This window comes from Pseudonocardia zijingensis (genome assembly GCF_042657305.1).
In the GTDB taxonomy this organism is placed as follows: Bacteria; Actinomycetota; Actinomycetes; order Mycobacteriales; family Pseudonocardiaceae; genus Pseudonocardia; species Pseudonocardia zijingensis.
Window position 1 is genome coordinate 91,745 of the sequence record NZ_JBHSKO010000004.1, and the last position, 12,031, is coordinate 103,775.

Sequence of the window (12,031 nt, forward strand, 5' to 3'; positions counted from 1 at the left end):
CCGCTTTCCGGGTCAGCGCACGAGCGGGCGGGACGCTCCCGCCGCGAGCAGGCCCAGGAGCAGGGCGCCCAGCACCACGAACAGGGCGCGCAGGATGCCCGCGTGCTCGCCGAGCAGGCCGATGAGCGGCGGGCCCGCGATGAACGCCGTGTACCCGATCGAGCTGACCACGGAGACGCGGGCGGCGGCACGGGCGGGGTCGTCGGCGGCGGCGCTCATGCCCACCGGGAAGCCGAGCGACGCCCCGATCCCCCACAGGAGTGCTCCGGCGAGCGCGACCGGGACGGACCCGCCGAGCAGCATCAGCAGCAGGCCGGCGAGCGCGACGACCGCGGTGGCGCGCACGACCGCGACCCGCCCGAAGCGGTCCAGCAGCGTGCCGCCGAGCATCCGGCCCACCGTCATCGCCGCCACGAAGAAGCCGAACGCGACGGCGCCCAGGGTCTCGCTGGTGCCGTGGCCGTCGACCATGGCGATGGCGACCCAGTCGTTGGCCGAGCCCTCGGTGAAGGCGAAGGCGAGCACCATCAGCCCGACCAGGATCGTGCGCGGTTCGCGCCACGCGGTGAGCACACCGGAGCCCGACCGGGGCTCGTCGGGCGCGGCCTCGGGCACCGGCAGGAAGCGCCGCACCGCGGGGGCCACGACGACCGGCAGGAGCACCACGATGCCGACCAGCTGGACCGGGAGCGGGACGGCGAGCGCGGCGCAGGCGGCGCCGATGCCCGCGCCCGCCACCGTGCCGAGGCTGAAGCCGGCGTGCAGGCGGGGCATGAGGGAGCGGCCGAGCCTGCGCTCGACGTCGGCGCCCTCGACGTTCATGGCGACGTCCCAGACCCCGGTGCCCAGCCCGGAGGCGACCAGCCCGAGCGCGGCGAGGGGGACGAGCGTGGTGGCCAGCCCGGCGGCGAGCAGGCCCAGGCCGACCGTCATGGACAGCGCACCGGCGAGGACGGCCCGGCCGGGGCCGAGGCGGTGCACGAGCGGGCCCGACAGCGGCAGCCCCGCGACGGCGCCGCCCGACATGCAGAGCAGGAGCAGGCCGAGTTCGGCGGTGGACAGGCCGAGGCCGTCGCGCAATGCGGGCGTGCGGGCGATGAACGACGAGAACGCGAGGCCCGCCATGACGAACGCGATCACCACGGCCGTGCGTGCGCTGCGCACCTGAGCGGGCGGCAGCGCCCCGGTCGTGGTCACATCGGCCCCCAACGGTCGTCGAATCGATTCGATCCGAGGCTACGCGACACGTACGGCGCGCTCAACGGGATCCGGGTCACCCCCTATACGGTGCGGGGATGTCCAGCCGTCCGACGCTCGCCGCCGTCGCGGCGCGCGCAGGCGTGTCGGCGTCGACCGCCTCGCTCGCGTTCGCCGGCAGCCCGCGCGTCGCACCGGCCACCCGCGAGCGGGTGCTCTCGGCCGCCGCCGAACTCGGCTACGCGGGCCCCGACCCGCTCGCCGCCTCCCTGCGCCGCGGCCGCAGCGGCGTCGTCGGCGCGTTCATCGGCGAGCGCCTGCTCTACGCCTTCCGCGACCCCGTGGCGCTGCAGCTGCTCGACGGCATCAGCGAGGTGCTGAGCGCGCACGACGTGGGCCTGTTGCTCCTCGCGGGCGACGCCGGCCGGCCCTCGGCCAACCAGATCGCGCGCGTTCCGCTCGACGCCGCCATCTTCGCCACCTGCGGGCTCGAGGACGACCCCGCGCTCGACCAGCTACGCGCCCGCGGCGTGCCGATCGTGGCAGTGGAGGGGCCGGACGTGGAGGGGGTGGCGCTGATCGACATCGACGACCGCGGCGGCACCCGTGACCTTGCCCGTCACCTGCACGACCTCGGGCACCGGCGGGTGGAGGTGGTGGCGATGCCGCTGCGGCTCGACGGCACCTCCGGCCCGGTCACGCCGGAGCGGCGCGCGCTGGCGCACTACCGCGACGTGCGCCACCGCATCGCCGGCGTGGAGGACGTGTTCGGCCTGGTCCCGGTGTACGAGACCCCGAGCAACGCCGTGGACGAGGGCGCCGCGGCCGGGCGCCTGCTGCTCGACGTCGACCCCTCGCGCCGCCCCACCGCGATCGTCGCCCAGAGCGACGTGCTCGCCGCGGGTGTGCTGCAGGCCGCCGCCGAGCTCGGGCTCCGGGTGCCCGAGGACCTGTCCGTCGTCGGCTTCGACGGCGCCGAGCTGCCCTGGCTCACGCCTACCCGGCTCACCACGGTCGTGCAGCCCAGCGACGAGAAGGGGCGCCTGGCCGCCCGCGCCGCGATGGACCTGGTGGAGGGCGGTGCACCGACCAGGGTCCTGCTGCCGGTGGAGCTGCGCGTCGGTACCACGAGTGGGCGTGCTCCGTCCTCCGATCGGTCGGCTCCCCGGTAGGGGCCGCCGCCGCCAGGGAATCCTGCGGTCATGGTGGTTCGCGTGCTGGTCGTGGATCGGCAGCCGGTGTTCCGCCGCGGCCTCGAGGAGGCGTTGCTCGCGGCGACCAGGGGTGACGTGCGCGTGGTGGCGGGCACCGACCGCGCCGAGACGGCCGCGGCGTTGGTGCGGCGCCACCAGCCCGACGTCGCGCTCGTCGACCTCGAACTCGGCCCGCCGGGCCCGCTCACCGCACTCTCCGAGATGCGCCGGGTGCAGCCGCAGCTCGCGGTCCTTGCCCTCACCCGCTACACCGCCACCCACCGGAGCGCGGTCGAACTCCTGCGCGCCGGCGCGGGCGGGGTGCTGCTGCGCACCCGGTCCCCCGCCGGGCTGGTGCCGTCGCTGCTCACGGCCACCGCTGCCGCGAACCAGGCGTCCGGCCCCCAGCTGACCAGCAAGGAACGCCACCTGTGGATGCTCATCGCCGCGGGCGGCACCACCATCCAGATCGCGCGCTCGCTGCACGTCTCGGAGCGCACGGTGAAGCGCCTCACCGCGAACCTCCTGCGCGCCCTCGGCGTCGCCAACCGGACCGAGGCGGCCGCCCTCGCGGGCCGCACCGGGCTGTTGGACGACCTGTCCCCCGACATCCTCGCCCTGCCGACCCAGCGCACGAGCCCGCCGCCGTCCAACGCCTGCCTCCGGGAGCCCTGAGGCTGTACGAGCGGCACCTTCGTCCGATAGGTGCGTACGGAGGTGCCGTTGGTACGGAGAGAGCCAGTGCTGACCCGCGCGAGGCGCACACGAGGGTTGGCGGGGCAGCGGTGGAGTACTGCTCACGGGCCACGAGATGTTGACCAAGGGGAAATGGTCGCTAGTCGATCTCCAGGAGCGACCATTTCCCCTTGATCGCGGAGCCGGCGCATGAGGGAGGCCGGCCTCGGGTGGCGCCGCGCGCCGAGAGGGCAGGCCCCGCCTGCCCACGTGATGCCCGGGATGGGCCGCAGAGGCTCACGGGTCAAGGGGCGCGAAGCGCTCGCCCGGCGACGCCGAAGGCGCCCTTGAGGCGTGAGGGGCGGCCCACACGATGCGCGGCGCCACCGGAGGCCTGGGAGCGGCCGGCCCCCAGCTGGGCCGGTGCGCCACCGGAGGCGGAAGGCCTGCCTCCAAGCCCCTGTAGCGGTACGAGCGGCACCTTCGTCCGATAGGCGCGTACAGGTGTGCCCTTCGTACAGCGGCCGCCCGCCGGGGATGCAGTGATGGTCACACAGGACCGTTCGGCGTAGCCCTTGCCGTCTCACGCACATTCTGTATACATCTGATGTCCACAGATCCGGCTGAAGGGACGCTTCGTGCCCCACCCCCTCCGGCGCGCGGCCGCAATGGCCGTCGGCGGCGTGCTGGCGGTCGCGCTCGCGGCCTGCATCCCGGTGCAGCCGATCGTGCCCGCCCCGCCGCGCCCCGACGTGCCGAGCGTCGCGGTGGACGGCCGCGCGGTCCGCGAGGGCGGCGACCTGGTGATGGCCCTGTCGAACGAGCCGGACCGGCTCGACCCGACCACGTCGTCGTCGCTCTACACGCGCTACGTGATGAACGCGATGTGCGAGAAGCTCTACGACATCGACGCGGCGGGCGAGCTCGTGCCACAGCTGGCCTCGGCGCTGCCGAGCGTCTCCCCCGACGGCCGCACCGTGACGATCCCGCTGCGCACCGGCATCACGTTCGCCGACGGCACGCCGTTCGACGCGGCCGCGGTGGCCACGACGTTCGAGCGAAACCTCACGATGGACACCTCCAAGCGCAAGGGGGAGTTGGGGCCGATCACCGCCGTCGAGGTGGCGGACCCGGCCACGCTGGTGGTGCGCTACGCGCAGCCGTTCGCGCCGCTCACGGCCTCGCTCGCCGACCGCGCCGGCATGATCATGTCGCCGGCCGCGCTCGCCGAGCTGGGCGCCGACTTCAGCGAGGCCCCGGTGTGCGTCGGGCCGTTCCGGTTCGCCGAGCGCGTGCCCCAGACGTCGATCACGGTGGTGCGCGACCCGCACTACTACGCAGCCGACCAGGTGCACCTCGACTCGATCACCTACCGGATCATGACGGACGCGAACATCCGCGCCGCCAACCTCCGCTCGGGCGACGTCCAGGTGGCCGACACGATCTCCCCGCAGGACGTCGACTCGCTGCAGCTGGAGCGCGGGATCGGGGTGCTGCAGATCGGGTCGCTGGGCTACCAGGGCATCACGTTCAACCTCGGCAACGTCGACGGCGTCGGCGAACCGCCGAGACCGATCGACACGCCGCTGGCGTCGGACGCGCGCGTGCGCCAGGCGTTCGCGCTGTCGGTGGACCGCACCACGCTGGTCAACGCGGTGTTCAACAACTGGTACGAGCCCGCGTGCTCGCCGATCTCGCCCGCCAGCCCGTTCTCCACGCCCGCGAGCGAGGCCTGCCCGCCCTACGACCCGGCCCGCGCCCGCGAGCTGCTCGCCGAGGCCGGGGTGCCCACGCCCTACCCGCTCACGATGCTGGTGAGCAACAGCCAGGACACGCTGCGGCTGGCTCAGGCGCTGCAGGCCAGCGTGCGCGACGGTGGCTTCGAGATCACCATCCAGCCGGTGGAGTACTCCACGCTGCTCGACACGCAGGACCGCGGCGACTTCGAGCTGCTGCAGCTCGGCTGGTCGGGCCGGATCGACCCGCACGGCAACATGCCCCCGTTCCTGGTCACCGGCTCGAACGACAACGTGGCCGGCTACAGCAACCCCGAGGTCGACCGCCTGCTGGGCGAGGCGGCGCAGGTCGGCGACCGGGCCGCGCGCGCCGCGATCTACGGGCAGGTCGTGGAGATCGTCCAGCGGGACCTGCCGATCCTCTACCTCTACCGGCAGCGCAACCTCACCGCGTACACCACCGACGTGGCGGGCATCGCGACCTACGCCGACGGCGTCGTCCGGCTCGGCCAGGCCGCCTTCCTCGCCGAGGAGGCCGAGTAAGTGGCCCGGTACCTGCTGATCCGCCTCGGGCAGGGTCTGATCACCCTCGTACTGGCCTCGATCGTGGTGTTCCTCGGCGTGCGCGCCCTCCCCGGCGACCCGGCCCGCGCGCTCGCCGGTGAGGAGGCCGGCCCGGAGGCGGTGGCAGCCTTGCGCGCGCAGCTCGGGCTGGACCAGTCGCTCCCGGTGCAGTACGTGCGTTTCCTCGCCAACGCGCTCACCGGCGACTTCGGCGACTCGGTGCGCACCGGCACCCCGGTCACCGAGCTGATCGCGGCGACGCTGCCGGTCACGGCGTGGCTCTCGCTCTACGCCATCGTGATCGCGGTCGTGTTCGGGATGGCCGCCGGTGCGCTCGCGGCGGCGAGCCGGGGGCGCTGGCCGGACCTGGCCGTCGGCGGGGTGTCGCTGCTGTCGCTGTCGGTGCCGAACTTCTGGCTCGGGCTGCTCGCGATCCTCTACCTCGCCGTGGGGCTGGGGTGGTTCCCGGCGTCGGGTTACGTGGCCTTCTCCGAGCACCCGCTGCGGGCGCTGTGGCACCTCACGCTGCCCGCGCTGATCCTGGGCACCGGCCTCGCCGCCGTCGTGATGCGCCAGGCCCGCGCGTCGATGATCGACGCGCTGGCCGCCGACTACGTGCGCACCGCTCGGGCGAAGGGCGCGTCGCGCAGCACGGTGCTCGTCCGCTACGCCATGCGCAACAGCCTGATCGTCGTGGTGACGATCGTGGGGCTGCAGCTGGGCGGGCTGATCTCCGGTGCGGTCGTCACCGAGCGGATCTTCGCGCTGCCCGGCTTCGGCAAGCTCACGCTCGACAGCGTGTTCACCCGCGACTACCCGGTGATCCAGGGCGTGGTGCTGGTCGTCACCCTCGCCTACATCCTCATCAACCTCGCCGTCGACGTCCTGTACACGCTGGTCGACCCGCGGATCCGGGTCGCGGGGGGAGGGAACGGCTGATGGCCGCCACCGAGGAGGAACTGGGCGAGCGGCGCGGCCACGTCCTCGCCGGGCTGCTGCACCACCGGCTCGGGGTCGTGGGCGGTGGACTGCTGATCGTGGTGGTGCTGGCCGCGGTGCTCGCCCCGTGGATCGCGCCGTACCCGCCCGACGAGGTGCACTTCGAGACGCCGTTCCAGCTGCCCCGCACGATCGGGTTCCCGCTGGGCACCGACGACCTCGGCCGCGACATCCTCTCCCGGATCCTGCACGGCACGCGCGCGTCGCTGCAGGTCGGTGTGCTGGCGGTGGCGCTCGCGATCGTGGTGGGCGCGCCGCTCGGGCTGCTCGCGGGCTACTGGCGGCAGCTGGACGCGCTCGTGTCGCGGCTGACGGACCTGCTGCTCGCGTTCCCGTTCCTGATCGTGGCGGTGGGTCTGGCCGCGATCAACGGCGCGGGTCTGGCCAACGCCGCGATCGCGCTCGGGCTCGCGCAGGTGCCGACCATGATCCGGGTGGTGCGCGCCGAGACGCTGCGGCTCAAGGGCCACGAGTTCGTGCTCGCCGCCGCCGCGATGGACGCCTCGGGCGTGCGGATCCTGGCCACGCACGTGCTGCCCAACGCCCTGTCCTCGATCATCGTGCAGGCCACCGTGATCATGCCGGTGGCCGTGATCGGCGAGGCCCTCCTGTCGTTCCTCGGGCTCGGCATCCAGCCGCCCAGCCCCAGCCTGGGCATCATGTTGTCGGATGCCCAGCAGTACATCGTCCGCGCGCCGTACGCGGCGTTCTTCCCCGGCCTCGCGATCGTCGTGATCTGCCTGGCCTTCAACCTGTTCGGCGACGCGCTGCGCGACGTGCTGAGCCCCGGCTCGCGCCGGTGACACGGAAAGGACCCTCGTTGAGCTTCGTCCCCCCTCCCGAGTTCACCACCCGCCCCACCCTCCGGGGCACGTTCGGCATGTCGGCCACCACGCACTGGCTCGCCACCGCCACCGCGCAGGCCGTGCTGGAGCGCGGTGGCAACGCGTTCGACGCCGCCACCGCCGCCGGGTTCGTGCTGCACGTCGTGGAGCCGCACCTCAACGGCCCGGGCGGTGACCTCACCGGCGTGTTCGCCACGGCGGGCGACCCGACCCCGACCGTCCTGATGGGGCAGGGCCCCGCACCGGCCGGGGCCACGATCGCGCACTACCGCGGCGAGGGCCTCGACCTCGTGCCCGGCGCGGGCGGGCTCGCCGCCGCAGTGCCCGGCTCGGTGGACGCCTGGCTGCTGCTGCTCGCCGAGCACGGCACGTGGGAGCTCGCCGACGTCCTGGCCTTCGCGATCGGCTACGCCCGCGACGGCCATCCCGTGGTGGGCCGCGTGGGCAGCACCATCGAGACCGTCGCCGACCTGTTCACCGAGCACTGGCCGACGTCGGCGCAGCTGTGGATGCCGCACGGCAGGCCGCCGCGGGAGGGCGAGGTCATCCGCCTGCCCGCCTACGCGCGCACCCTCGAACGGTTGCTGGAGGCCGGTTCCGGCGCCACCGACCGGCGCGGGCGCATCGAGGCGGCCCGCCGCGAGTGGCGGGAAGGGTTCGTCGCGCGGGAGGCCGCCGCGTTCCTGCGCACCCCGCACCGCCACTCGTCCGGCACCGACCACGCGGCCGTGATGGAGGAGTCCGACTTCGCGGCGTTCTCCGCCTCGTTCGAGCCCGCCGTCACCGCCGAGTTCCGCGGCACGACCGTGGCCAAGACCGGGCCGTGGGGCCAGGGCCCCGTCCTGTTGCAGGCGCTGCTGATCCTCGACGGGTTCCCCGACGAGGCCATCGACCCGTCCACCGCCGACGGCGCGCACACCGTGATCGAGGCGGTCAAGCTCGCCATGGCCGACCGCGACGCCCACTACGGCGACGCGATCGCCGACGGCGTGCTCGACGTGCTGCTCTCCCCCGAGTACGCGCGCGAGCGCAGGCAGCTGATCGGGAAGGACGCCTCCCACGAGTTCCGGCCGGGCCGTCCGGGTGGGCGCGAGCCGTTCCTGCCCCCGCTCGTCACCGAGGCGGAGGAGGGCGCCGCGGCCGGGGTCGGCGAGCCGACCGTGGTGCTGTCCGGGGAGACCCGCGGCGACACGTGCCACGTCGACGTGGTGGACCGGTGGGGCAACATCGTGGCGGTCACGCCGTCCGGGGGCTGGCTGCAGTCCTCCCCGACGATCCCGGAGCTCGGGTTCTGCCTCGGCTCCCGGCTGCAGATGACCTGGCTGCAGGAGGGCACGCCCTCCTCGCTCACCCCCGGGCAGCGGCCGCGCACCACGCTCACCCCCACCCTGCTGCTGCGCGACGGCAAGCCGGTGGGCGCACTGGGCTCGCCCGGCGGCGACCAGCAGGACCAGTGGCAGCTGCTCTACCTGCTGCGCACGCTCGCGGGCGGCTACTCGGCGCAGGAGGCCATCGATGCCCCGGCCCTGCACACCACCTCGATGCCCGGCTCGTTCTGGCCGCGCACCTGGACCCCGGGCGGTGCCGTGGTGGAGGACCGGCTCGGCGACGAGGTCATCGCCGAGCTGGAACGCCGCGGCCACCGGATCACCCGAGCCGGCGACTGGGCGCTCGGGCGACTGTCCAGCGTGGGCCGCGACCCCGCCACCGGGCTGCTGTCCGCGGCCGCCAACCCGCGCGGCGCGCAGGGCTACGCGGCAGGCCGCTGATGGCGGAGCCGGACCACCCGCTGCTGCGCATCCGCGGCCTCGAAGTCTCCTACGGCCGCGAGCCGCGGCCCGTCGTGCACGGGGTGGACCTCACCGTGGGGCGCGGGCAGCGGGTGGCGGTGGTGGGCGAGTCGGGGTCGGGGAAGTCGACCACGGCGGCCGCCGCGATCGGCCTGCTCCCGGGAACCGGCCGCGTCACCGGCGGCACGATCGAGTTCGACGGCGAGGACATCACCGCCGCCCCCGAGCGCAGGCTGCGCGCGCTGCGCGGACGCCGGATCGGGCTCGTCCCGCAGGACCCGATGTCCAACCTCAACCCGGTGGCCCGCGTCGGCAGGCAGATCGCCGAGACGCTCGTGATGCACGGTCTGGCCCGCGGGCGGGCGGCGCGGGAGCGGGCCGTCGAGCTGATGACCGAGGCCGGCATCCCGGACGCAGGACGGCGGGCCCGGCAGTACCCGCACGAGTTCTCCGGCGGGATGCGCCAGCGCGTGCTCATCGCCATCGCGCTGGCGTGCGACCCGCAGCTGCTCATCGCCGACGAGCCGACGTCCGCGCTCGACGTCACCGTGCAGCGCCAGATCCTCGACCACTTGGAACGGCTCACCGCCGAGCGCGGCACCTCCCTGCTGCTGATCACGCACGACCTCGGCCTGGCCGCCGAACGCGCCGACGACGTCGTGGTGATGTGGCAGGGCCGGGTGGTCGAGACCGGGCCGGCCGGGCAGATCCTGCGCGACCCGCAGCACGAGTACACGCGGCGGCTGGTGGCCGCGGCACCGTCGCTGGTCACGCGTTCCCGCGCCGCGCCCGCACCGCCGCCCGCGGCCGACCCCGTGCCCGCACTGCAGGTCACCGACCTCGTCAAGACCTACCGGGTGCGCGGTCAGCGGGAGCCGCTGCGCGCGGTCGACCGGGTGTCGTTCACCGTGCCGGAGGGCACCACCACGGCGATCGTCGGCGAATCGGGATCGGGAAAGACCACCACCGCGCGGCTCGTGCTGGGGCTGGAGCAGCCGACCTCCGGGCACATCGAGATCGCCGGGCGCACGTTCCGCGGTGCCGACCGGGCGGCCAGGCGCGCGATCCGGCGCGAGATGCAGCCCGTCTTCCAGGACCCGTACGGCTCCCTCGACCCGGTGCTGCCGGTGGAGCGGCTGATCGACGAGCCGCTGCGCGTGTTCGGCATCGGCGACCCCGCCGACCGCAGGAAGCGGGTGGCCGAGCTGCTCGACCACGTCGCGCTCCCCCGCGCGGCGGCCCAGCGCCACCCCGTGGAGCTGTCGGGCGGGCAGCGCCAGCGCGTCGCGATCGCCCGGGCGCTCGCGCTGCGCCCGAAGCTGGTGATCTGCGACGAGGCCGTGTCCGCGCTCGACGTGCTCGTGCAGGACCAGATCCTGAACCTGCTCACCCAGCTGCAACGCGACCTCGGGCTGTCCTACCTGTTCATCGCGCACGACCTCGCCGTGGTGCGCCTCGTCGCGCACGACGTGCTCGTGATGCGGCGCGGCCGGATCGTCGAGCACGGCACCGCGGACGAGGTGTTCGACAGCCCGCAGGACGAGTACACGCGCGCGCTGCTCGCCGCGATCCCGGCACCCGTGTGACCCGGCCCGGTTCGCGCGTCGCCACCGGGCAGGCGGACGCGCCATGATGGGGCGCATGACCGACGGGATCGATCCGACCGCCGCGCCCAGCGGGGCGGGCTGCCGCGAGTGCGACGAGCTCGGCGGCTGGTGGGTGCACCTGCGCCGGTGCGCCCAGTGCGGGCACATCGGCTGCTGCGACAGCTCCCCCGCCCAGCACGCCACCGCGCACTTCCGCGCCACCGGCCACCCGCTCGTGCGCAGCTTCGAGCCCGGCGAGCAGTGGTACTGGGACTACCGCACCGAGTCCCTGGTGGACGGCCCCGAGCTGCCCGAGCCCCAGCACCGCCCGCAGGACCAGCCGGTGCCCGGCCCCGCGGGCCGTGTCCCGGCCGACTGGCGCGCGCACGTCCACTGACGGGCAAGGCAGGATCACCCGCGTGGAACCTCTCCGGATCGGCGTCCTGGGCGCCGCGCGCATCTCCGTCAACGCCATCGTCGCCGCCGCCCAGCTCACCGGGGCCCGGCTCGTCGCCGTCGCGGCCCGCGACCGCGGCCGGGCCGAGACCTTCGCGGCCGAGCACGGGGTGGAGCGGGTGCACGACGCCTACGCCGACGTCCTCGCCGACCCCGAGGTGGAGGCGATCTACAACCCGCTCGCCAACGGCCTGCACGGCCCGTGGAACCTCGCCGCGCTGGCCGCGGGCAAGCACGTGCTCACCGAGAAGCCCTCGGCGAGCGACGCGACCGAGGCCCGCGAGGTGCGCGACGCCGCCGCACGGACCGGCCTCGTGTTCATGGAGGCCTTCCACTACCTCTACCACCCGGTCGCGGGGCGGCTCCTCGACGTCGTCGGCTCCGGCGAGATCGGCGAGCTGCGCCACGTCGAGGTGCACATGGAGATCCCGCCGCCGCCGGACGGCGACCTGCGCTGGTCGCTCCCGCTCGCCGGGGGTGGGCTGATGGACGTCGGCTGCTACGGCCTGCACCTGCACCGTGCGCTCGGCCGGTTCGCCGGCGGCGCCCCGCGGGTCACCGGAGCCGAGGGCCGCGAGCGCGCCGGGCACCCCGGCGTCGACGAGTGGGTGCGCGCCGAGCTCGCGTTCCCCGGCGGCGCCACCGGGGTGGTGCACAGCTCGATGGCGGCCGAGGAGCTGCGCATGACCGCCCGCATCGTCGGTACCGCGGGCGAGGTGCGCGCCGCGAACTTCGTGCTCCCCCACCGCGACGACCGGGTGTGGGTCACCACCGGCGGCAGCGAGCGCGAGGAGCGGCCGGGGATGCGCCCGTCCTACGCCTACCAGCTCGAGGCGTTCACCGCGGCCGTGCGCGAGGGCGCCCCGGTGCCCACCGACGCCGACGACGCCGTGGCCACGGCCGAGCTGATCGACGATTGCTACCGCGCGGCGGGTTTCGACCTGCGCCCGCGCACGGCCGCGGTGGCCTGAGCGGGAGCCCCCGAAGTTC

General features: G+C 74.6%; 10 protein-coding genes. 9 read left to right on the forward strand and 1 reads right to left on the reverse strand.

Going from position 1 to position 12,031, the window contains the following annotated elements; genetic code table 11:
• Positions 1–12: 12 nt before the first annotated feature.
• Positions 13–1,197: an MFS transporter gene (locus ACFPL3_RS10330; protein ID WP_343942479.1), complete on the reverse strand. Its 1,185-nt coding sequence runs from the start codon at positions 1,195–1,197 to the stop codon at positions 13–15.
• Positions 1,198–1,295: 98 nt separating this feature from the next.
• Here ACFPL3_RS10330 and ACFPL3_RS10335 point away from each other — a divergent pair, with 98 nt between their 5' ends.
• From ACFPL3_RS10335 to ACFPL3_RS10375, 9 genes are all read left to right on the forward strand, one after another.
• Entirely contained in the window at positions 1,296–2,369 is a 1,074-nt protein-coding gene (locus tag ACFPL3_RS10335) for a LacI family DNA-binding transcriptional regulator (RefSeq protein ID WP_343942480.1), read from the forward strand.
• A gap of 42 nt (positions 2,370–2,411) precedes the next feature.
• Positions 2,412–3,065, forward strand: a complete 654-nt coding sequence (locus ACFPL3_RS10340) for a response regulator transcription factor (RefSeq protein ID WP_343942481.1) — start codon at positions 2,412–2,414, stop codon at positions 3,063–3,065.
• A gap of 638 nt (positions 3,066–3,703) precedes the next feature.
• Positions 3,704–5,344 carry an ABC transporter substrate-binding protein gene (locus ACFPL3_RS10345; protein WP_343942482.1) on the forward strand — a complete coding sequence of 547 codons (1,641 nt, stop codon included), beginning with the start codon at positions 3,704–3,706 and terminating at the stop codon, positions 5,342–5,344.
• The gene (locus ACFPL3_RS10350) at positions 5,345–6,304 is read left to right on the forward strand and encodes an ABC transporter permease (RefSeq protein ID WP_343942483.1); all 960 of its coding nucleotides are present in this window, start codon (positions 5,345–5,347) and stop codon (positions 6,302–6,304) included. It abuts the gene before it with no gap.
• The gene (locus ACFPL3_RS10355) at positions 6,304–7,167 is read left to right on the forward strand and encodes an ABC transporter permease (RefSeq protein WP_343942484.1); all 864 of its coding nucleotides are present in this window, start codon (positions 6,304–6,306) and stop codon (positions 7,165–7,167) included. The genes ACFPL3_RS10350 and ACFPL3_RS10355 overlap by 1 nt, the downstream gene beginning before the upstream one ends.
• Positions 7,168–7,244: 77 nt before the next feature.
• Positions 7,245–8,978 (forward strand): gamma-glutamyltransferase family protein, encoded by a 1,734-nt coding sequence (locus ACFPL3_RS10360; protein WP_343942497.1) that lies wholly within the window; start codon positions 7,245–7,247, stop codon positions 8,976–8,978.
• Positions 8,978–10,585 carry an ABC transporter ATP-binding protein gene (locus ACFPL3_RS10365; protein ID WP_343942485.1) on the forward strand — a complete coding sequence of 536 codons (1,608 nt, stop codon included), beginning with the start codon at positions 8,978–8,980 and terminating at the stop codon, positions 10,583–10,585. The genes ACFPL3_RS10360 and ACFPL3_RS10365 overlap by 1 nt, the downstream gene beginning before the upstream one ends.
• 55 nt (positions 10,586–10,640) lie before the next feature.
• A complete protein-coding gene (locus ACFPL3_RS10370) occupies positions 10,641–10,982 on the forward strand; it encodes a UBP-type zinc finger domain-containing protein (protein ID WP_343942486.1) in 342 nt (113 codons plus the stop codon).
• Positions 10,983–11,004: 22 nt separating this feature from the next.
• A complete protein-coding gene (locus tag ACFPL3_RS10375; RefSeq protein WP_343942487.1) occupies positions 11,005–12,012 on the forward strand; it encodes a Gfo/Idh/MocA family protein in 1,008 nt (335 codons plus the stop codon).
• The last annotated feature ends 19 nt before the right edge of the window (positions 12,013–12,031 follow it).

Excerpts from the sequence above, each read along its gene's own strand:
- ACFPL3_RS10335 (WP_343942480.1), top strand. The coding sequence starts at position 1,296 with ATGTCCAGCCGTCCGACGCTCGCCGCCGTCGCGGCGCGCGCAGGCGTG.
- ACFPL3_RS10355 (WP_343942484.1), top strand. The coding sequence starts at position 6,304 with ATGGCCGCCACCGAGGAGGAACTGGGCGAGCGGCGCGGCCACGTCCTC.
- ACFPL3_RS10360 (WP_343942497.1), top strand. The coding sequence starts at position 7,245 with ATGTCGGCCACCACGCACTGGCTCGCCACCGCCACCGCGCAGGCCGTG.
- ACFPL3_RS10365 (WP_343942485.1), top strand. The coding sequence starts at position 8,978 with ATGGCGGAGCCGGACCACCCGCTGCTGCGCATCCGCGGCCTCGAAGTC.
- ACFPL3_RS10370 (WP_343942486.1), top strand. The coding sequence starts at position 10,641 with ATGACCGACGGGATCGATCCGACCGCCGCGCCCAGCGGGGCGGGCTGC.